Origin of the sequence: Nocardia sp. NPDC127579, from assembly GCF_042672005.1 — a bacterium.
In the GTDB taxonomy this organism is placed as follows: domain Bacteria; phylum Actinomycetota; class Actinomycetes; order Mycobacteriales; family Mycobacteriaceae; genus Nocardia.
In genome coordinates this window covers 399,890-422,196 of sequence record NZ_JBHXVZ010000001.1, presented here as the reverse complement: position 1 = coordinate 422,196, position 22,307 = coordinate 399,890, and the positions used below count along the sequence as shown (strand labels likewise).

Here is a 22,307-nt window from a genome sequence, read left to right as displayed (position 1 = left end):
GTCATTCGCCGTCGGTCAGTGTGAAGGGGATGTCGGGGCTCGTGTCCCCGAACCGGTAGTCGGTGACCTGGTCCGCGAAGGCGACGCGGAGGCCGACGAGCTGGACCGGGCCGCTGCGCGCCAAGAGGGGGCCGATGTCGTCGGTTCCCCAGGAAGCGGTGATGTGCGGCATCCATGTGTAGGCCGGAGGCGGCGGGACCGGTAGGTCACTCGCAGCGAGCCAGTCGGCGATGGTGGTGTGTAGGCGGCCCAGCTCACCGGTGGGGTCATCGAGTTTGTACACCACGCACATTCGGTCGGGGGGCGGGTTGAAGGCCGTGGCGTTCGAGGTATGGCTGTCGATGACACCGTGCCCGTTCGCGAGATCGGCAGCGAACTGGTGTACTGCCGCACGGTGTCGGTGATCCGACCAGTCTGTCGCCTTTCCGAGCAATGCGAGTGAGAGATGCAGTTCGTTCGCGGGATGGGCCTCGGCGCCGCCCAACGCCAGGCGTTCGGCATCGCCGTCGGCGACGATGAGGGCGATCATGGCTCCGGTGCGGGCCTCGGCGAGTGCGGACTCGGGTGTGGGCGGGTCGCTGGTCTCGCCGGCGGGAATCCCGTCCTGCACAGCCTGATTTGTAGATTGTCCGCCTGACTCGGCCACCGTGTAGATCACGGCGCGAGCACCATCGCGAGCCAAGCGGTGGACCTCGGCCGGGCCTGCGCCCGATATCCGCGCCGCGGCATCGGCCGGGGCAAAGCCCTGCCAGCAGGTTCGGATCACGGCAGCGGCCAGCCGCGGATCGGCGTCGATCGAACCGGCCATCGCGGCCGTCAATCCGTGCCGGTCGGTGCCTTGGAGCGAACCGCGCAACGTCTCGGTGACCTTCGCCCCGGGCGCGAATGCGGCGGTCTCCCAGAGTCGGCGCTTGTAGCAGGAGATGATTGCGTTGTCGGCCACGGAGTAGAGCCAGAAATCGATCTCGGTTTCGGGAATGGGATCGGTCCCGACGATCATCCGGTTCAGTGTCACCGTGACGATCTCCGCGACGAAGCTCGGATCCGCCGGTCCGAGATCGCCTGACAGCGTGCGCATTACGTGCTCTTCGAGCACAGCGCCGAACTGACGTTCCAGTTCCGCGCGGGCGCCGGGCTGTCGCGCCCGGGCTCGACCGATGATCGCGGCATCGGTCGCCGGGGCGGGAGCTGGAATGTATCCGTTCCTGGCGACCATCCGCAGATGATGGTCGGTGAGGATCTCCAGTGCCACGGCGTCCGCCTCGACACCGTCCGGATCGTCCACGACAGGGGCGATCTCGGAGTCCGGAGCCGGGTCGGCCAGATGATCGGCCGCCATCGATGCCATCGCCTGGACTGCGGGATCGGCTGCTCCTGACTCGAGCAGCGTGATCGCCACCGCGGCTGTCAGCACTTCGGACAGGTCGATCTCGAAGCCGTCGCAGGCGTCCGAGCCGAACTTGTCTGCCACCCAAGACTCCAGCGACAGTTCGGAATCGGACTGCGCGTGTAGTTGTCGCAGGCGCTGATCGACCAGCTCGAGCAGCGCTGTTCCGCCTTCGTCGACCACCGCGGTACCGAAGGCGAGCGTGGTGGCCCGGAACACCGGCGAGCCGGGCCGCGTGCCGAGAACGGGGGAAACAGCCACCTGCTCGTCGAAGACCGAGGGGTTGGTGCAACATTCCTCGTTGACCGTCAGCGTGCCCGATACTGTCTCCGCCGCCAGTCCCGAGGAGGTCTCGCCGAAGCGGATCCGGAGCCCGGTGATCCGGAACGCTGCCAGCCCAGCATCGACCGCCGCCGCGATATCCCTCGCGACGTCGAGTTCGATTCGGGGACTGTCGAATCCGAATACTCGAAGCGCCCGATCCGGGTGCCGCCGCGACAGCAGCCGGGCGACCTCGGCAGGGTTGCCCGCAGTGACGAAGGGAGCGGGCGACGCGTCGCGCATGCCGAGCGGTGCTCGCGGGTAGGACGAGCCGGGTGTGCCGCTCGGGATCTGGCCCGGCGCCAAACGCAGGTCTGGTTGAGCGCGGCCGGTCTGGTCGCGGCCGAACCAGACGATTCCGTGCCAGGTCGCGTCGGCGCCGGCCTCCGCGGCGAGGTCGCTCGCCCAGTCCTCGAGCTCGGCGGTGCGCACGATCGCGAGATCGGTGACTGGTCGGCCCCATTGATCGAACCGGATGACCTGCTCGACGAGCACGATCTCACCGACCTGGAACTCCGGATACCGAGCCGCGTGGTGCTTGTCGACCTGGAATACGGTGAACGCGTGCGCACCCCGGTCGCCGAAGCCGACGGCGCCCAGGATCGTTCCGCCCTTGCGAGCCTGGTCGATAATCGCCTCCGGCGAGGCGAAGCCCTGGTGGTGCCAGTCCGCTCGTACGGCGATCGCCTCGTCGACACCGCTGAGCCCGTCGCGCGCGATGTGCTCGGTGTGCAGCGCCGACTGCTCCAGCGGGGTGCCGGTGACCAGCGCCGCTACCTGGGCAGCGACCAGCCCGCACGTGCGGGGGCCGACTCCGAGTGCTACGCGCCTGCCGGATGTCTCGGGTATCCCCAGCGCGGTCCCACCGACGGGCGACTGCCCGACTGCCGCAAGTACTTCAGCGGCCAGTCGGCCAGGCTGGTCGACGGCCGACGCCGGCTGCACGCTGTCGGAAGCCATGCCGTCGTCGAACTCGGCCTGCAACTCCGAGAGGTCGACCCCGGCCGGGGCCAGCCAGTCGACCAGCCGGTCGTGCAGGGCACGGCGGATTCGGTCGACGCGCACGGGTTCGGGCCCGCGATCGAGGTCGGTGTACCGCGCCACGATCGCGCCGTCCGCTCGTTCGAGCCGCACCGTGACCTGCCCGGGTTCGCCGCGCACCGGCCGTAGCGCCAGCCGCACCGAGACACCGTCACCGTGCTGCTCCTGTGGAACGACGAGAACCGAGAAGTCGTCACCGCAACCGGTGAACACCTGTGGAGCGATGGAGGGGTTCTCGATAAGTTCCTGCGGCGTAACCGAATTCAGCCGGCCGGGATATGAGCCGAGCTCCGGCCACAGCTTGCCCTGCTGTTCGGCACTGGCGAAATCGACACCCGCCGGATCGATGCCGTGCCGGAGCAGCTCGTATCGCAGTTGCGCCACGAACTTCGGGTCGAAGCTGTCGGAAGCGAATAGCCCACTGCCGACCGTGACGGACACAAGCCGGCCATCGGCGATGGTCCACATCCCGAAGGAGGCGGGGGCGCCCCCGGTGGGAAACGCTTCCCACAGGTCGACGTGCCCGCCCCACCCCAGCGTGCGGAATTCGCCCGGTGCGGTACCCATGACGAAGTAGTCGCCGTTCAGGTCATCCGCGGTGAAGTGCGGCCGCCCGTCCGGGCGACGGAACAATCCGTCGCGTCCCAACCGGATCGTGGTGATGACGGCGTCCGGCGTGCGCCTGATGCCTTCGAGCGCTTCCTGGTCCGGCTCTGCGGCATCGTAGGCGGCCCGGCTCGGCGGAACCATCGGGGCCGGTATCCGCCCGGTGAGAGTGTCACCGGTCAGCCGCAGCTGCGGGTAATCCCTTGCCAGCAGCGGAAGCAGGAAGGCACCGATGCGCATCGCGATGATCGCGCCGGAGCTGTGGTGCGCATCGACCCCGTAGTCGTGCAGGGACTGTTGCAATGACTCGGCAGGTGCCTCGGCCGCGCCGGTGAGACGGACATTCACCGCACCCGGGCACACGCCGCCGCGATCGTTGCTGCGGCGCTCCTGGGATTCACCGATGAGCCGCACCGGTCTCACGGTGTGCTCGGCGGGTTTCACCTCGAGCTGGAACCGGGGCGGCAGGCGGTCCGGCGACCCGTCGTCGGGCTGGAAAGGGTCCTTCCCCTCGGTGAATTCGCCGAGCGTGGTGAAGGTGGTCCGAGCCATCACACTCAACGAGTTGGCGCCGACGAGCGCTCCCTGCTGAATGTCAGACCACGACCAGTCGCCGAGCTGGTCCGCGTGCTCGACGATGCTGTCGAGGTAGCCGCGCAGCACGATCAGCACGCTGCCCATATTGGTCGCGGCGCTCAGCACCGTTCTGTCGCCCGGTACATCGAATTCCTCGATGGAATGGGCTGGCAGGTCGAACTCGTGCCGCAGTTCCGGTGGGACCGCCGCCAGGATCGGTTCCCGATCACGGGAGCGTTCGGATTTGATGGCGGCGAGTTCTCGCCACTCGGGGCCGTCCATCATCCCCGCCGAGGCCTCGGTCAGCAGTTCGACCGCGGCCTGCATGAACGCGTGTTTCCCGGTGTCGCGCGGATATCCGTCCATGCCGTGCATGACGTAGTCGTCGTCCAGCCGGGAGGCGAAGTATCCCGGGGCGACGTCGGTGTAGCTTGCCCGCAGGGCCGAGGCTACCCGCTCAGGATGATCGGTGATGTATTGCAGGGCCTGCTCGGCCACCTTGTATTGCAACGCGCCCGAAGCGATCGACCGCTCGAGTGAATACCGCAGATAGGCAAGCTGATCCGGGTGGAACAGTGCCGTCCACACAGCGACCGTATCGCCGACTCGCAGCGTCGTCTGCCGGGCCGTCCGGTCGAATTCCGCGGCGATGTTCTCGATCGCCGTGCGCGCGTTGGCCGGATCGGCGAGCACCTCGGACAAGCCCTGGATCGTCAGCCGCCGAATCGCGGTAACGGCGGTGAGCGGTACGAGGGCAGAGGGCAGCCACTCGGTGGCGACGGCCGGTGGTGCCTCGGCACTGACCTCGGACGTGCCGGCGGCATGGTCGTCCGATCGATCGGGCGGGGCGTGGCCGGGTGGCTGCCGATTCGGGCCGTCGGGGGGATTGACCTCGGGAGTCTGGCCGATGCGCAGGTCGTCGCCGGGTTGCGGGACGGCGGGACTACCCACCTTCGGCACGATCTGGCCGTCGCGCCAGACGATTCCCCAGGTGGCGACGGTTTCGGCACGGGTGCCGCCGGCCAGTTCCGCCAGCGATACCAACCTGTTGTCGGGTCCGGCGAACCATTCCCCATCGTCATCGATCTTCTCGAAGTGGACCGGGGAGTTGTCGTCGATCCGGAACCAGCCGTCGCCCAAGTACTCGACCGTGTACCCGTGTGCGTCGGCGCCGTCCTGTGCGACCGTGGTGCGCTGATCCAGTACCCAGGCCAGTGCGCCGGGCCCGCCCTTGGTCATCATGTCCGCGATCAGGTTCGCGTGCGCCCTTTTGGTTCCGAAGCCGCTCAGCCGGGCGCCCCGGAACGCCTCCTTGCCTTCCCGCCATAGCACGCCGGATGGGTTATCCGGTTGCGACCCCGGACGATCCAGCACATCACCCTGTTTGTCGATCGCCCGGTTCACCGAATCGAAGAAGCAGGTGTTGATCCCGGTAGGCCCGGCCGGCCTGCCCAGCGCGTCGGCGTGCAGCAGCACACCGGTGATGTTGTCCGTACCGCGCTGCTCGAGTTCCCCGCTGGGCGAAATCCGGTGCAGCGCGTTGTCGGCCAGCATGTCCAGCCCGGTGCGAAGATCGCCGGGATGCGCGGTGAGTGCAGTGGCGAGTGCGTCTGCCCGAGGTGTGTCCTTCCACATGCCGTCGGTGCAGACCAGCACGTGGCGTGGAGCGTTGACCGGGACGGTCACCACGTAGTCGCCGAAAGTCGAATCGTCTGTGGCAGGTAGTGTTCCGCCCCGGCCCAGCCGATGAGTCAAGCCATTGGTCAGTCGGTTCTGGAGTGCCTCGGCTTCGGTCGACCCTGTTGCTTGCATCAACGCGGGCAACAGCGTGTGGTCGGTGGTGAGCCGTTGGGAATGTGGGCCCACCGGATCGAGGAGATACACGCGGCTGTCGCCGACCCAGCCCGCCGTGACCTGCCCGGGACTCGTGACCGCGATGGCGATCGTCGACGCCGGTCCTTTGTTCCCCAGGTCCGGATACTCTCGGTCGGAGAGCTCGACAATCGCGCGCTGCGCCGCATCGATGGCGTCCCGGACCGCCTGAGTCACATCGATATTCGCGGTCGCCAGTGCTGCGCGCAGGTGTGCGAGCGCGGCATCCGCGGCCACCCGTGCTCCGCGATCACTACCCAGACGTGACGCGACGCCATCGCACACCACCGCGATCCGGACCGGACCGCCCGGCTGATCGAGGGTCGCGAACGCCATCGCATCCTCATTGCGCGACCGGCGGTAGCCGATATCGCTCACCGCCGCGATGCCATCCGCGGCACCTATGGTGCGCTCGGGTTCGGATCGCCCGTCAACCAGTTGTAGGACAGGCGGATTCGATATCGGCACATCGGTCGCGCCATCCACCGCCGGTACAGCGGCCCTGGGTGCGGGATACGCCGGCGCGGGAGGTTCGGCCGTCCCGGGTGCGGGTGGTGGGGCATGCCCCGACGGCTGCGGTGCGACCCCGTACCCGGACGGTGCGACCGGTCCCCGTGCTTGCGGTGCCGCAGCTCCATCCGCCGACTGCCCGACATCGGCCGGCGGTGGCATCCGCACCCGCCCCACCGGCCATTTCGGGGCCAGTGGTGTGTCGGGTGTGACACCGAGTTCCACAGCGTCGAGGTGGATTTCGTCGTTCACCGGCGAGATTCGCTGGCCACCCCGGTACAGCGCGGGCGTGTTTCCCACCGCCCCATCGACCGGTGGGGTAACCGGACCCCGGTCGGCGACTCGCAGACCGGCCAGTGGGTTGGCACCAGCGATGTTCGCCATGGGAACTCGCCCGATTGCCCGGGTGGCGAGGGCCTGGACCGCGTCCTCGGCCGCTGCCACCTCCCGCCGAGCCGCCTGGTAGGCGCGCGTCGCGTCCCCCAGTTCCGTCATGTCCGCCAGCATCTGCTGACCGAGGAGCACGACATCGGCGTGCATCCGGTCCAGTTCGGCACGGTAGTCCGAGGACATCAAGTTCCAGATGTCGGCCATCCTCGGGGACCGCCGATGGGCTGCCTCCAAGCGGTCCCTGGCGGCATTGCGGACCTCGACGGCCGCAGCCCGCCGCGCAATGGCTTGCGCCAGATCCGTTGCGCGACCGGGCGGTCGCGGTGGCACCTGCCCGGGCCCGGGATCCGCAGGATCGGGTGACGGCCGCGACGAGCCGATGCGCAGATCACTCGGGGGCGGCTTGACTTCGCCGACACCCTGGACGACCACGCCGATCTCAGCGCCTGGCTTCCGGCGGTAGATCGCCGCCCAGGTGTCGGTCACGCCATCGTCGGTGCCGCCCGCCAATTCGGTCAAGCTGAGCTGCTCGCCGGTGGCGGTGACGAAGACGTCCTGCCCGTTCGATACCCCTTCGTAGACCGCTGATGTCCCGTTGACGTCGAACACCGATTTTCCAGTGGAGTTCTTGCCCAGCAGGGTCACCGTGTAACCATGCGCACCGACACCGTGCTGATCCACCGCGGAGCGCTTCTCCAGCACCCACGCCGAAATGGTCGCACCCCTGGGTGATTTCGCCGCCCGGCCGATCATGCCTTCGATCAGTCTGGCACGACCACCGAGTTGATTGTCCTCGGCGAAGAATTCTGGCTCGACGCCACGGAATGAGGGTTTCAGCTCGTGCCAGGGCACTCCGCTCAGCCGATTGGGATCGAGCGTGAATTCATCGACGACATTGCCTTGGCGTGTGCGCAGATAGCCGAATGATTCGGGCACACAGTGATTGATCATCGCGGTAGTCGTCTGCGCGAAGAGGCCGTGATCCCGGATCGCATGGAATTGGTCGGCCAGCGCGACCAGGGTGTCCAGCGCGGCGGAGTCCAGGTCGAGTTCGGCCAGGAGTTCGGCCCGGGCCGTTGCCAATTGCTCGGGGGAGTCCATCAGGCGCCCGAATCCCGTGCCCACCTTGAACTTCGCATAGGTTGCCGCGGCCACATCGGCCGCGGCCGCTCGCTTTTCGGGGACCATGAGGTCGGGAAATGCGCGCTGCGGATCGATTCCGATCAGGCGTACCCAATCCCGATCGGCCGCAGGGGGATTGCCAGCCCCGTCGGTCTGGTTCTGCAAGTAGTCGGCGACTTCGTTGGGCTGCGCGCCTTGGAGATTCGAGATCTCCTCCGGCGTGAGCCGAAGAATGCGGTCGACGATGTCGCGGTCGGACTGCACGATACTCGCGACCGCCGCCGGTTCGGATTGCATGATCCGGATATTCGCGTCCTGGTCGGAACTCAGCGTCTTGGCTACCGCCTGGAGCACATTGAGTCGCTCGAGTTCGGTGTTGATGCCGGACTCCGGGTCGGCCGCGAGATCGCCGAGGAATCCCGCTGCCAGATCCACAGCATCGTCGGACAGCACCGCCGCGGTGAGACCGCCCGGCGGAGCCCAGTTCAGCAGCTCCGGCTCCTGTCTGTTCAGCTCCATCAACAGGCGCAGATCACCTGTTTTGTCCGGGTGCCGACCGGTCCACAGAGTCAGTGTCGCTGCCGGTTCCGCCGCATAGGCGTTGAGGTCCAGGTCTTGCAGCGCTGGTCCCAGGCGTCCAACGATGGCCCGCATCGCCTCCGCCAGCTGGTTTCGGCTTCCCGCCGCGACGTGATCGGACAGCGCCATGATCCGGAACGCGCGCATCGCGAGCGCATTCCGTAGCCGATCCACGACTTCGCCGACCTGGCCCGGGGCCAGATCGATCAAGGGCACTCCCAGCCGGGTGGCGGCCGATTCGAACTGTGCCACGACTTCCGCATCCGGTAGCACGTCCTGGCCCGTGCTACTCGGCGATACCGCGTTCGGGCCGGGCTCCGCACCGGCGAGCGGCCGCCACGGACCATAGTCGTCACTGGCCATCGTGACCGGCAGGTGGATGCCACCGACTTCGGTCACCGCCTGATGAATTCGCGGTGCGGGAACCCGGACCAGCCGGGCATCGAGTCCGAGGTCCGGCCGCACCACCAGGTATTCGAGATCAGCGCTGCCGTCGGTCAGCGCCTGCGCCCAGGGCGCGTGCAGGGGATCGGCCAGCACTCCCGCCAGCACGTCATCGTGACCATCGGATCCGTCGAGGACGAACACCCGCGGCTGGGGACCGTCGATCACCCCGACCCGGGCCGTGAGTACCTGGTCGCAGTTCGCGTGCAACCAGGCGGTGCCCGCACCGTCGGCCATTGCGGCGGCGGCGGCCTCGACATCGGTCGCGGCCTGCTCGTACTGGCCGGACAGTGTCTCGAAACCGGCTATGGCCGTGGATAATTCGTGCCCGATCGCGCCTAGTGCGTGCACCTGCTCCGCGATGGGTGCGGTGTGCTCGACACCGAGAAAATCCGCCCAGGTGATGACCTCGTTCTTCAGCTGTTCGCGCGCCGAGGCGGTGCGGTACAGCTTCAACGCGAAGTCGCTGCGATTGAAGTCCAGATCCCACCAGTGCCCTTGTTTGGTGCGCTGGCGGGTATTGTTCAATGTCGGTGCCGTCTCCGGATTCGCCGCGTCGGGATTCAGTTTCAGCTTCGCCCGAAGCTCCATCACCAGTTGTTGCATCGGATCACGGGGTTCGAGTTTCCCCTGTTGGACACCGACCGTCAGGCTGGTGGCCCGGTAGGGCAGCACGAGGTTCTCGGCGGTGAAGCGGCACTGAGCCTCCAGGTACGCCCGGACCGCTGCGGTATGCCGACCCGCGCGATAGCGCAGTTCATTCAAGGCCCGCTCCCTGGCAGCGGGGCTTAGATCTGGCAGCGTGAGCCCGTGTTGCCGCGCGATTTCGTACAGCGCCTGCCCATGGAGTTCGCGGGCCTGCCCCGACGACACGAATGCACTGCTGTGCATGCCGAATTCGGTATCGCCCGGGGTGAATGTCGTTGCGCCCTGCGCGCCGGCGATAGCGTCATCGGTGATGCCGAGCTGCTCGGCGGCCGGCTGCGATCCCAATATGGCCGGAGTGGCGGGCACCGCGCCGGTCGCGGAAATGCCGCGGTGGGTGAGCTTCCGCCAGAACTCCGACCGGCCTTCGTTCAGACGGAACATCTGCAGCAGGATGAACGCCGGATCCTTCGCATTCTTCGGATCGAGCCCGGGCAGGATCCCGAGCTTGGCCTGAGCGACTTCCAGCGCGTCACCCCAGTACGCGGTGTTCTCGCCGGCGCCGAACGGATATTCGGGTTGGATGTGGTGCTCGAGCCAGTTGCGCTCGGTGACGCCGAACCGAGCCGCTGTACGGCGCAGCCGGCTCGGTTGCGGTTCCGGTTGTGCGGGGGCAGCCGGCGTCGGCGCTGCGCGGCGGGCTGCGGGCGCGATCAGCCAGCCACCGGCACCGTCCGATGCCACGGACAAGGCAAGCCGTCGCCCATCCACGGTCAGATCGAAGCGGGAGGCAGCCTCGGGAGCGGTGGCTGTCAGGACGGCGTCGGCGAGATCTGTGACGGCGGCGGCGCGTGCCACTACCTCGCTGCGGAGTTCGGTGATGGTCTGGGCGAACTGGTCCGGGGCGGCGGCGACGCCGAGGCGCTGCGCCCACAGCGCACGCTCGGCTTCGGCGTTCCGGCGCGCCCGTTCCGCCAGATGTTCGTTCGGATTCCAGCCGTAAGGATCGGACATCGGCGGATGGACGGGCTGTTCCCGGAACTGTTGCTGCAGCGCCAGCTCGTGATCGGCCTCCGCGAACCGCCGATGAGCATCGGCGAAGGCCTCCACGGCACCGGCCCGTGAGATTGTTCGATAGTGCTGCTCGGCAATGGTTTCCGCCAACCGGTCCGCGGTCAACGCGGACTGCGGCACCCCCAGTTGAGCGGCAAGCCGGTCTCGCAGTACCGCCATGGATTCCAGGTCCTCGGTCGCCGCGAGCGTAGGGTCCCACGCACCCCAACTGTTTTCTGCGGCGTCCGCGCGGCCACGTGCGAACTCCGCCAACGCGTGCAACGGAGCGTGTTTCGCAAGATGTGTGCCCTTGGCGACGAACTGCACCGACAGCGCCGACGACTCCTGATGTTGCCAGGTCAGCTCCGCCGTGCATCCGGTCCGGTGGGCCAGCTCGGCGACATATGCGTGCTCGTCATCGCTCAGCGGCCGCGCCAGGTGCCCGCCGGGGTCGGCGTACTGACGGAAGAACCGCTGCGCCGCGTGCAACGGCAGCTCGGGAGACTGGCCGATACGGAGCCCGGAGTCGGGTTGGGGAGCTGAGCGGTCGCCGAGATTCGGCATGAGCCGGCCCGCACGGTACGCGATGGCCCAGGTGGCCACGGTTTCGTCGCGGGTACCGCCGGTCAGTTCCGCCATCGACACGAGCGCGCTGTTCGGATCCGCGCTGTTCGGATCGGAGAACCATTCCTTTCCTTCGGAATCGATTGCCACGAGGGTCACGATGTGGTCGCCGATTTCGAATCGCTTGTCGCCCAGGTACGTCACCAGGTAGCTGTGTGCGCCGATCCCGTCGTGATCGACGGTCGCGCGCTGGTCCAGCACCCAGGCGCTGGCACCGCGCCCGCCTTTGCGCATCAGTGCTTCGAGCAGGTCGCCGTGCGCGCGTTTCCGGCCGAACCCCTCGAGCGCGGCACCGCGGAACACGGGCCTGGCGTGTTCCCACCGGATGCCGGCCGGGCTGTTCGGCCGCCGCACCGGCCTGTCGACCACGTCGCCTTGGCGATCGATCAGTGTGCCGATCGACTTGTCGAAGCAGCCGTGGGGCCCAGTCTTCTCGTCGATCTCGAACCAGATCCGCTTGCGCCAGCCGTCCAGGGCGGCGGGGTCGGCGAGATCGATGGCGGCCAGCCCGTGCCGGTCACTGAATTCGTCCATCAGGGCGATACCCATGCCGCCCGCCGCCATCTTCGGCATGGGCTTTTCGATCGGCATCGTGGGATCGGTGTCGTAAACCTCGACCCGAACCCATTGTTGCCCGCCGACGCGGAACACGCGGACGGTCATGGTGACCGGACCGCCGGTATGTCTGGCCGCATTGCCGAAGATCTCGGAGATCAGCAGCCGCGCCGAGTCAGCCTCCTCGTTATGGTTCGGCCAATTGTCGAGCAGGCCGCTCAGCCGGCGAGCCTCGGCGAGGATCGTTTCGAGATCGTCACCGGGGGCGTAATTCACCCGCACTTCGCGGAGCAGTTCGGCATCGCCGGAGCCTCGCCCGGAGACCGGACTGCCGGCATTGGGCTGAGCCTTGCTGATGTGTACGGCACGGTCGGCTTGGTTCAGGATCGAGCCCGCCGTCATTCCGGGCAGAATGGACGCGGCGCCAAGATGTAGTCCCGTACCCGAATAGCGGGGATCTCCCGGATGTTTCGGGTTCGGTAGCGCTCCGAGTCCCTGCTCCTGGACGTATCGGCTGATATCCCGCCGAATTCGGTCCAGGACTTCCGGCAGTCCGGCCTGGTCGATTCCCACTGCTAGGCAAGCGAATTCGTCGCCGCCGGTGCGCATCGGTACCAGTGTGGAACCGTGTTTCGCGAGCACAGATCGCGCGATCCGGGCGAACTCCCGATAGTGCGTGTTCGCTGTCTGCTTCCCGAGCGCCGCGTTCAGCCCGCTGAGATTCATGACATCGAAGGCGACACAGACCGCCCGCACCAATCGGCCCTCGTTGCGCAGTTCGGCTTGTTGATATTCCTGGACGCGTCGCACCTGTTCGGCTTTGAAGCCGGCGCGGCGGCCGTCGTACATGCCGGTTACCGAGTCACGCGCGATATCGCCGACCAGCCGCAGGATCGCCTCGTCCAAGGGCAACCGGTCCATGCCCGCAGCCCGGGTACGCAGGTCGTCGAGGCTGACCTCCTCCGGAGTCGGGTAATTCAGTTCGGCGGGCTCGACTCCGGCGGGCGCAGCTCCGCCCGCAGGCGCGCTTCGGCCGCTGCCAGTTCCCGCCGATAGGTTTCGTCGATCTCGTCCAATCGGGCTCGGCGTTGTGCCGGGGTCAGCCCGGTCAGACCCAGCCGGTCCTCCCGGCTCTCCTGTGACATCGCCGGTCATCCTCCGTTGTCGATCGGCCGCCAGCCGCGCGTCCGCGGCTTGCAGTATGTCTGCTACCGGATCGGTGTCCAGTGTCGCACCGATGTCCGCGGCACCGACATCGAGCGCCACGCCGCGCTGATCCGGGATACGAGGATCCGGGATCTCGGCGAAGCCCTGCTCGGCCGCGTAGGTGGCGACCGCGGCCTTCGCCTGGATGATCGCCTGCTCGACGGCGCCCGGATCGGTGGTCAGCACGATCGCGGCGACCCGCCCGCCCTCCAGGCGCATCGGCACCGCCGCGAATCCGGCAGCAGCCAGCGCACCATGGAAGCATCCGGCCAGGTCTTCCAGGTGCGGGTTGACCAGCTCGGTGCGATCACCGAGTGCATGGTTCAATCCGCTGAGGTTCGTCAGGTCACCCAAGATCCAGTATCCGTGGACCTCACGACCCTGGGCGCGTTGCGCCTGCACGAAACGAAGAGCGCGTTCCAGCTCGGCATGTTTGAAGGCCTCACCGCCGAAATAGGATCCGGTCACCGCGTCGTAGCGCTCGGTACCCAGCACCTGCTCGAGCGCCGCCGCGACCGCCTCGGGCGAGGACAGGTCCACACCGGCGAGGGCAGCCATGAGATCGTCGACTCTGGCGTCGTCCACCGAGGGGAACCGGCTGCTCACCGGCGGTTGTGTCGGCACCTCCGGGCTGGCACCGGCGCTGGTCACCGGCGGTCGGTCGATCTCGTATACCGCGGTGTCCAAGTCGGAGATCGGATCCACGACCGGCCCCTGTCCGCGCATATATCCGCCGAGTTCATCGGACACGAGCGGAATTGCGGACGGTGGCGCGTAGAACTGGATCTTAGGGGTGGCGGCGGTGCGGCTGCGCAGCCACGACAGCAGCTCCGAGCCGAGGCGGAGGCGAATCGTCTGCGCGTCGACCATCGGGGTGGTGCTGTCCGGGGGGACGCGGAAGCCGAGCCAGGCAACTACCGCCGATGGCTGCGCCGAGAGCATCGCATCGACCGCGTAATGGTCGGCGGCGCGGCGCAATTCGCTCGGTAAGGTTTCGAAGTCGGCGTTGCGGTCGAGGATCCGGACCGCCCAGCCGGGCGTGCTGTCCATATCGCCGATGGCGATCGCCATCGTTCCCTGTCCGTCCACCGCGTCGGGGTCGAACGAAAGCACTTGGACGGGAGGGTGCCCGGGCAGGTGAGCCGCCCGGGCTTCGACGTCCGCCAAAGCGGCGGCGGCCTGTTCGGTTCGGGCCAGCCGCGGCCGGGTTGCCGGAGTTTCTGTCCCCATGGCGATTTCGAGCTGTGTCTCGCGCAGAAGATCGCTGATTCGCACCCGATTGGCCAGGTTGCGGTATTCCACCGGGAGGTCCTTGCACGCCAGGAGATCCCCCGGGTAGGCGCGGGACAGGGCCAGGAACATGTCCTCGACGGTCGCCGGTCGTCCGTGGAACGAGTGTGCGCCGGTGATTGCCGTGAACGACATGGTCTGGGCGAGGGTCAGGCCGGAGGCGTCAGCGGTCAGCAGCGGCAGCACGGCCCGGGCCAACTCTTGCTCGGCCGGGTTCGGTGGCCGCGAATCGGGCAAATGGCTGCGCGGCAGTCGGATTCGACCACCTTGGACATTCCTGGGCTGATGCCGGGAGCCGACGAAGACGGTCGCATCGGGCCTGGGCGGGTTCAGCTGGCCGCCCTCCAATACCAGGTTCCGACCGTCCTGCCAGGCCCACACGCGCAGCTCCAGCAGACCGGAGTGCTCGGCGCCGGTCAGCTGGGTCAGTGAAGACCGGCCGGACTCATGCGTGCGAAACCACACCTGGCCGCCCGGCTGATCGATCTCGACCAGTGTGATCGTCTGCCCATCGAGGTCGAATTCGTGTTCGCCACCGTCGTTTCGCTTCAGATAGGTGAGCCCGACCGCATGGCCGTGGGCGCCGCGCACATCCGCCTCGGCACGCAATTCGGTGACATATGCGGTGGTTTTCGGTCCGGCGGCCAGCATCGCTTCGACCAATTCGGAATAGCGGGAGCCGAATCGATGCTCCGTCGCGTCACCCATGGATTCCGCGAGATCGTCGAACGGCACACCGGCCAGGCGGGGCCGCAGCTGATCCGCCGAGGTGACCCGGCCTTGACGCGCGTTGACATAGCTGCCCGCCTCGGGGGCGCACCTATTGGCCTTTTCGAGCTGCGGCCGCTCGAAAACATCTGGGCTGAGGGCATTTCGGCTCGCATCAGGGTTGGTCACAGTGAACGTGCGGCTGCGCGCCGCGACCTTCGACGGAATGACCTTGGTGTCGTAATGCTCGGTCTGGGTGACTGTCACCCGCACGGTCCGGCCACCGATGTCATCGGTGGCCCTCGCGTCGACGCTGGCGCCTCCGCCCGCACGCAGTGCGCTGCGCAGCAGGTCGCGCAGTTCCGAATTCGCTTTGATGGTTTGGTGGATGGGGAAGTCGTCCACCATCGGTGCGAACAGCGCCAGCACCCGGTCCACACCGGCGAAGTCGCCGTGCGCGAGGCTGATCGGGAAGTGCCCGCGCGGCGGTAGGAACGGGCGCGGAGCCTCGGGTGTGTACTCCGATGGGATCGGGCGGCGGCCGGTGAGCACACCCGTGAAGGTCTGGCGGGCGGGGGGAGCGTTCAGTGCGGCGCGACCGAATGGGATCAGTTGCCGCAGCGTCGGGCGTGATTCGGGATCGAGCGGGGCCCGGACGGCATCGCCGTAGTCGTAGCCGAGAGTCTTCGCGTGCTGGTTCGCGTCTTCCCAGTAGCACTCGGCGACTCGATTACCCGCGCTGTCGATGTGGCTGTGCGCGTCCAGGTATTCGGTCTCGGCCAGCGCGGCTTCCAGCAGGATGATGTCGCCGCGCAGGGGTGCGCCGGCGATGAGTCGCTGCCAGGCTCGCGCGACATCGGCCACCCGGTCCAGTGGTTGGACGGCGCCGTCCTCGAAGTGCAGCACGTCGTGCATCAGGTGGTCGCGGATGCGGCTGAGCCGAGCGACCAGCTCCGCTATCGGCAATCGGCGTCCGTCCGCGTCGGTCATCCACCGGGAACCGTCCGGGCGTAGTGGAATCGTCGAGCCGGTGGTTTCTCGGGTCCATACCTTGGGATTGCCGAACTCGACCCAGGAGCCATCGCCCCCCAGATACAGCACCGGGTGCTGGAAAGCGTTCTCGGCGATTTGCTGGATGGCATCGTCGCCGTTATCGCGATCCGCGGCGAATTCGTGGTATGCCTGCTCCGTCCAGGCTTCGACCGCTTGCCAGAGATCGCGATCGCGCTGTGTTCGAGGGGCTTCGGGTTCACCGGGCAGGCGCTCGATGAACGTCGATGGTCCGGCTGTCAGCTCGCGATGACCATCGGTACTGCGGTGCAGTGGTTGTGATAGAGGAGCCTTGTCGGCGGGCCGGAACAGCGGGTACGTGCCGAAGCGCCGCGCGATGGGAGTCTTGGTGCGCAGCAGTCTGGTCCACCGGTTGTGCCGGCGGATCGCGGCGGCCAGCCGTTTCGGGTCGGCACCGGCCACCAGCAGCTCATCGCGCAGCCCGGCGATTTCCGGGGACCAGTTCCCGCTCGAGTCCCACCCCGTCACCCGCAGTATCGCGTCCGCGAGCCAGGGGCGGTTCTGCAGGAACGTTTTGGTCCAGGGGGATTCGGGCACACGCGTGGCGAAAATCCGAAACAGGATATTGAGGTGGTGGGCCAGCATCCCGGCCTGCTGTTCGAATATCTCGTCCGCGTCGATTCCGTAGGGGATCCAGTAATCACCCGAGAAGGGAGGTGCGGGCGGCATCACTCCCGACGCATACATGCCGTCGGGGATGTACGCGTCGCCGATGATCGGACCGAGCACGTCCGGAATCGCCGCCTGGATGAATTCATCGATGTGGACTTCGCCCAGCCCGGGTAGTTCGGGGTGGACGTGGGTCTGCCACAGGCCTGCGATCGGATCCACCGTGCCACGAGTGCCCCAGACGAAAGTGAAGGGCCCGGGCAGTCCGTACAGATCCGGCGTGGGGCCCTTCGGCCCGGTGATCGCCCTGTTCGTGCTGATCTTGACCGGGCCCACCGGTTCTTCCGGACCGAAGGTCGCCAGCGGGCCGACAGGGATCGGCCGCGGCAAGCCTGTCGAATCCACCCGCATCAGCAGGTCCGGCCGGAGCAGGCTGCGACCGGACACGGAGCCGGATCGCAGCGATACCAACTCGGTTCTGCGCAAACCGCCATCGGGCTCGGCGGCGCACAGCTGAAACTGGACGGTGATACCGGAAGCGACCAGGGCAGTCAGCTCCCCGTGCTGCTCGAGCGCCAGCTCGAGGACCGCGTCGAGATCGGCAGCGGTTTCCTCACGGGTGCCCGTCACGACAATGACGGCCGCACTGCCGGATCCGACGATCCCGATACGGTCGGTGATCCGGCGGGCACCGGCCTGCTGGAGTGCCGTCGAACCCGCGCGGCGATCGGCGAGTCGTTCGGCGTGCTGCTGTGTCCGCCGGACCTGCTCGATCACCTCGACGGTGACCGGATCGAGGTCGGCAACGCTGAGCCCGAGTCGCTCCGACAATTCGGCACACCGATCGAGGGCACTCTCGAGTTCGCCGGCGATCAGAGCACGCTGGGCGTGCAGACCGGCGACGTGCTCGGCACCGAGCTGCGGGGAAGGTCCGGGCTGCCCGGTAGTTGCGCCGGCGACCCGATGCCAGCGGCCACCGCAATCCCGCCACTCGACGTGCTCGACCTGGGCGTACCCGCGAGCCTTGCGGGTGCGAACCACCATCGGCACCGGATTGTCTTTGCCGATAACGACTTTGGTCTTGGTGCCGCGCGCAGAGTAGTCCCCGCCCAGGACCTTCGGCCCGCCGTCCCAATACCCGCCGCCGAATTCATACAGTTTGTAGCCACGTCCGCCATTGCCCATCGGTTCCAGCGCCCGCTCCGCCCGGCGGCGCATTGTGGGGCCCGGGAGTTCCGTGATGTCGCCGTCCACGTCGACGCACAGGTAGCGCACCCGCGCTCCGGCCTGCAATGCGGCGGCGACCTCGGGCACGCGCATGCTCTCGGTGAGCCGTCGATCGTGTTCGACGGGACCGGTTCCGCGGATGGGGCGCGCGCCGACGACCACGACATCCGGTGTTGCGCCTGGCGCCACACCGACCGCGACGCTCACCGGTCGCGCTCCCGAATTGACCAGCGCTGTGGCCCATTCCCCGCCCAGCCCACTGATCGTTTCGTCGAGCTGCGCCAATTGACCCGCACGCTGGTCGATTTCGCGATCCATCTGGAGAAGGTCCGCCACTTCGGCTTCCTGGGTCCCGGCGATCCCCGCCCGGCGCAGTACCTGGGTGCGGACTGCCAGCAGGGTGCGCAGGCGCTGCTGAACCGCAGCCGACTCGTAGGCCGCCGAACTATCGGCGTGCGGGTCGATTGCGGTGTCGGCCGATCGATGTGTGGTGGGCGTCGGTCCGAACGAGTCGTCGTCGGCCGGGCCATCGTCGGTGGTGGTCGCTGCCTCGATCCTGAACCGGTGGTCGGCATCGACAGTGACGCGAATATGGCGGTACTGCACCGTGATTCCCGCGCGATCCAGCGCGGTGAGCTGGTCGGGATCAAGCGCTGGTGCGGCGTCGGTCCCCACTGGGACCAGCACGATGATCCCATTGTCGGCAACCCGGATCCAGTCGCCGATCGGGGTGCCGCCGATCCGGTCCGATTCGGCGCGCGCTGCCCGCGTCGTCGCCGCGGCGAGCAGCGCGTTCTCGGTCGTGACCGCCGCGTCGTAGGCGGCGAAGGCCAGTTGAACGGAGTCGACAACGGCCCATTCGGACTCGGTCAGGGCTGGATTCGGCGCGACCGCCGCTACCTCGGAGCGCAGTTGCGACAGGGGCATGTGCTCGGCGCTGGCGACACCGACCAAGTCTTCGGCGGCTGCTCGCACGGCCATTGCCCGGGAGCCTGCCTCTGCCTGCGCTGCCCTGTACTGCGCGGCCAAGCGTTGCAACGCACTCGGCGTCCGGCTGGAGCGCAACGGTGGCGGGACGAACAGCGGAGCGTGGACCGGTGTCCCCTCGGGGCTGCGCTGCGGTGCACTGCTCGACCATGAAGCCCGGCCGTATTCGTCGACATCTATGCGGCGGTATTCCACGGTGGTGCCCGGGTTCGAGAGGCCGGGGATACGTTTGTTCGGCCGGCCCTCCGCGTCCAGCAGCGCTCGCTCGCCGATCGGGGATGTGACAACCAGGCGCGAACCGCCCGGGACCGTCACGGTTTTCGTCGTCGCGACAGCACTCAGCTGCTCCAGCCTGGTGACTGCCTGCTCGTACCACCACTGGTATGGGAAGAGGTGCTCATGCGCCGGCGATGCCGACACTTGGTCCCGTACCCCGTCCGGCGTCAGGTCGGTGAGGGTGACACCGTGCTGAGCGGCCTGCTCCAGCAGGTTCGTCAGCGCGGTGTCGCGCCGGCTGATCGCGTCGAGCAGCCGGTCCATCGGCACGGTATCGATCCGCTCGATCGGCCCCGGCCCGGGCTCTCGCCAGACACCCTGGATCGGATTCCGATCGGTGTCGAGGATCGGCACCAAGCCTTGGGCAAGTCGGGCTTCCGCATGGGCGCGCACTGCGCTTCGCGCCGCGACAGCCGTGCGCTGGGCTGCGGTGCAGGCATCGTAGGCGGCCCGTAGTTTCCGTCGTTCGATTCGAGCGAAAAGTTCTGTCCGGTACCGTTTGCCCTGGCTGAGCGCGGTGTCGACCGCCTGCCACAGCCGGTGCGGGTGGACATCGCGCTCGACTGGGACACCCAGCCTGGAATCGCGCACCGCGTTCCGGAAGTCGGTCGCAGCCCGGCGAGCCGTCGATTGGGCACTGTCGAATGCGGCTTGCAGATCCGGATCGACCTGAATCACAGTGCGTGTCAGTGCATCCGGTGGGTCGGTCGAGCCGCTCTGCGGCCGGCCGTCGGCCCAGCCGCCGATCCGCGAAGTCGGGCCTACCGTGGTCGAGCGTGCGGCCGACGGTCGGCCCGGCAGCAGCGGCTTTTCGAATTCACCACGGTGGTTCGCGACGATGCCGTGGATCCTCCCGCCGCCGAACGTGCTGTTCCGCTGGTACGCGTAGGTGTACTCCTTGTCGCCGATCCACTCGTGCACCATCACCGCGTATTCGGATGGCCCCTGCGGGGAGCGCACGCGATACATGGTCAGCGCGTGCGCGCCGACCAGATCCGAGTTCTCGGCCGCGTACTCGATGGCGACGAACACGCTCTTGCCTTCGAGTACCGTGTCCGCGACATCGTCCAGCGAATCGAAATCCTCATCGGCCCAGTCGCCGCCCAAGGATTCGGCGTATTCCGCACCGCTGATGCCGCTCGCCCTGATCCGGGCGTCGGCCGGGGACAGGCGACGGTTGGGCTCGACGTTCAGGTGCTCGGCGGCGAACTCGACTTCCCTTGCCGCACAGTTGTTTACGACCGAGCCGCCGAAAGCGCCGTCCAGGTCGGCCAGGATCGCGGCCTTGTTCGCCTCGTCGTCGGTGGCACGCAGGCCGAGTAGCGTGCCGTCGCCCGGCTCCGCACCGGCGGACAGCGGCGATTCCGCGTTGTCGCCGGTATCGTGCCCGGCCGCCGTTTCCGCGATGTCGGCGTGCACGCCGCCGAGAAAGTTCTGCTGCGACGCGCCGCCACGGGTATCGACATCGGCCGCGGCCTCGTTCAGGTCTGGGTCGGCCGCGGGTGGGGCATAGCTGCGAGACCCGGGTGCGTGCGGAAGAATGTCCGGGGCCTGATCCGCGTCGTCTCGATCATGCTGTGGTCCAGGATGATTCGGCCGGACGTGAGCGCTCGCGCCGCCGTTGAGGACCGCCGGCGGCACGGTATCGAGTTGTTCGACTTCCTCGAGCTCGACGGGTTTCTCTGCCGGCATCGGCTTGTCGTCCGCAATCCCCGTCTCATTGGCTGAAAGAGTTTCTTGCACAACAGGTGCCGGAGCAGTGTCGAGCGATTGCAGGTCGAGGGGCGCGCTTTCGCCGAGTGGCCCGAGCGCCCACTCGGGCGCTCCGCTGTCCGCGGGCGTCCTTTCGGCTGAATGGTCATCGTGGATCCGGGGTTCCACAGGCTCGGCGGTATGGCCCGCGATCACACCCGGATCGGTCGGCGGGGCGCTGTCGGCCAGCGGACTGTCCTCGGACGCGGCCCCCGCCCGCGGTTCCTCGGATTCCACCGGGATCCGATCGGTGGTTTCGTGGTTCGGACCCGGTCGATTGGTGACGTTCGGCCGCCCGGAGTCTCCGGTCTGCGCGGGTGTGGGTCGGCTGGTGGGCGCGGTCTTCGTCGTTGGATTCGCCGAGCTCGTCTCGGGCGCGGCGCGGGTCGGCATCATGGTCGGTGCGTCACGGGAGAATCGGTCGTTCACGGCGCTACTACCGTCGATCGGGCCGTCATAACCGGTATGGCCCCAGCGGTATCCCGAGACCGCGCTGGGAATACCGCTCGCATTGGCGCCGGAAAGCATCGACTTGATATCCCACACCGCAGGTTGGCCGGTGACATACGGCGTGGCCAGGTTGGCGACAATGGAGCCGCCGAGCCCGGCGGTGAATCCGACCCCGTAACTCTTGAACGCATCGGCCCACTTGTTCGGATTCGCGGGCGACATCGGGAAGAACTTGTTGACCGCGCTGCTGGCGAGGTTGCCGGTGAGACCGCCGCCCGCACCCCCGATCGCGTTCAAGATGGCATTGTCGACGAACTTCTCGGTGTTCAGGTCCGACTTGTATCCGCCCGCAACGGTCAGATTGTGTACAAGCAAGTCCGTGAAAGCGCCCTGCGCAACCTCCTGGAGGGACTCCTGGATCACCTCGAAGGCAAACCTGCCGAACCCGCCCTTCGGAATCAGTTTCTGGAACTTGATCAGAGCCTTCAGCAGTAGCTCGACGGCCCGCAGCAGGACTTTGCCCAGAATCCCGTACTTCAGCCGGGCGGTGCCGACGGCTTTCGCCAGGCCGGCCAGCTTGCCGGGTCCCATCGCGTACGAGGCCGCGATCTCGCCGGCGAACCAGATACCGGTGATGGTCGCTTCCCAATTCGCGGAATACAGCTGCGCGGAAAAACTGTTCAACGCGTCGACCAGGCCCGCGAAGCCTTCGACCAGCTTCTCCACCGAGGCATCGCCGGCCGCGAACGGCTTCAGCTTCTCGGCGATGGTCTCGCCGCCACCCCCGGCAACTGCCGGATAGGCTTGCGCGGCCTGCCCGATACCGAGATCGAGGGGGTCGTAGACCGCCTCGATCAGGGACTTCGCCTCGGTCAGCTCCGCAGCGATCTCCTCGATCAGGTCGCTGCTACCGGCCGGCCAATCGGAACCGATGGCGAACTCGAAGAACTCCAGCAGATACATCCACGCGGGGATGTTCGGATTCTCCTCAGACATCGGGTGCGGG

General features: G+C 67.5%; 1 protein-coding gene. It reads right to left on the bottom strand.

Going from position 1 to position 22,307, the window contains the following annotated elements; translation table 11 throughout:
• Position 1: 1 nt before the first annotated feature.
• A complete protein-coding gene (locus ACFVMC_RS01975) occupies positions 2-22,297 on the bottom strand; it encodes a protein phosphatase 2C domain-containing protein (RefSeq protein WP_379206005.1) in 22,296 nt (7,431 codons plus the stop codon).
• Between the last annotated feature and the right edge of the window lie 10 nt (positions 22,298-22,307).

Coding starts and splice junctions, on each gene's coding strand:
- ACFVMC_RS01975 (WP_379206005.1), bottom strand. CDS start 22,297: ATGTCTGAGGAGAATCCGAACATCCCCGCGTGGATGTATCTGCTGGAG.